The following is a 985-nucleotide window of genomic DNA, read 5'->3' on the forward strand; positions in this document are numbered from 1 at the left end:
CAGCCGAAGACCGGCCGGGCTTCCAGCACGGGCCGGTCTTCGGCTGGCCGGCGAAGGAGCTGAAGCCATACAGGAAGGCGCAGATGCGAAGCCACGCCGGCGGCTATTTCATCCGGCTCACCGTGCATGACCGCATCGGCGTCTTCGCGGCAATCGCCAAGCGCATGGCCGACAACGACATTTCGCTGGAATCGATCGTCCAGCAGGCGGCCGGGCCGGAAACCGAAGCGCAAAAGACGGTGATCCTCGTCACCCACGAGACGACGGAAGCAGCGGTGCGCAAGGCGGTCGAGGGCGTCACCAAGGACGGCCATCTCACCGACAAGCCGCAGGTGATCCGCATCGAGCGGGCGGAATAACCCCAAAGCGCGTCGCGATCTCGCCACTTGCGGGAGGCGTGCTTTAGGTCACGTTCCGCCTTCAATCGATTGATATTGCTGCAATTTCAAAAATTGACATGGCAAGTCTTGCCGTTGTCATGGAGCTTTGCCAGAAGAAGCGCGCCTCTGGCGGGAGGTGGAGCAATTCCGGGAAAAGTGCGCTGCGGTTTTGCGTCCGGGATTGCTCGAAGCAAAGAGTAGAGCGGTTCAGAACTGAACCGCGTTCGTCAACGAGGAATGCCCATCCATGAACATGGCCCAGAACATCGTTGCCGGCCTCGACCGGATCCTTACCATGGAAGTCGTGCGCGTCACCGAGCGAGCCGCGGTCGCCGCCGCAAGGCTGCGCGGTCGCGGCGACGAGAAGGCCGCCGACCAGGTCGCGGTCGACGCCATGCGCCAGGAGCTCAACCGTCTGGCCATCAAGGGCACGGTTGTCATCGGGGAAGGCGAGCGCGACGAGGCGCCGATGCTTTATATCGGCGAGGAGGTCGGCACCGGCAAAGGTCCAGCAGTCGACATAGCGCTCGACCCGCTCGAAGGCACGACCATCTGCGCCAAGAACCTGCCCAACGCGCTGGCCGTCATCGCCATCGCGGAAAAAG

The 985-nt window shown here is 63.0% G+C and carries 2 protein-coding genes; both read left to right on the plus strand.

The genetic code is table 11. The features are described from left to right. Positions 1-359, plus strand: a 359-nt coding sequence (locus EOA38_RS37645) for an ACT domain-containing protein (RefSeq protein ID WP_127301590.1), incomplete at its 5' end; no start/stop codon positions are given. A gap of 268 nt (positions 360-627) precedes the next feature. After that, positions 628-985: fructose-bisphosphatase class II (locus tag EOA38_RS37650; RefSeq protein ID WP_127301592.1), on the plus strand; the 358-nt coding region annotated here is incomplete at its 3' end.

Origin of the sequence: Mesorhizobium sp. M1E.F.Ca.ET.041.01.1.1 (assembly GCF_003997355.1) — a bacterium.
GTDB lineage: Bacteria > Pseudomonadota > Alphaproteobacteria > Rhizobiales > Rhizobiaceae > Mesorhizobium.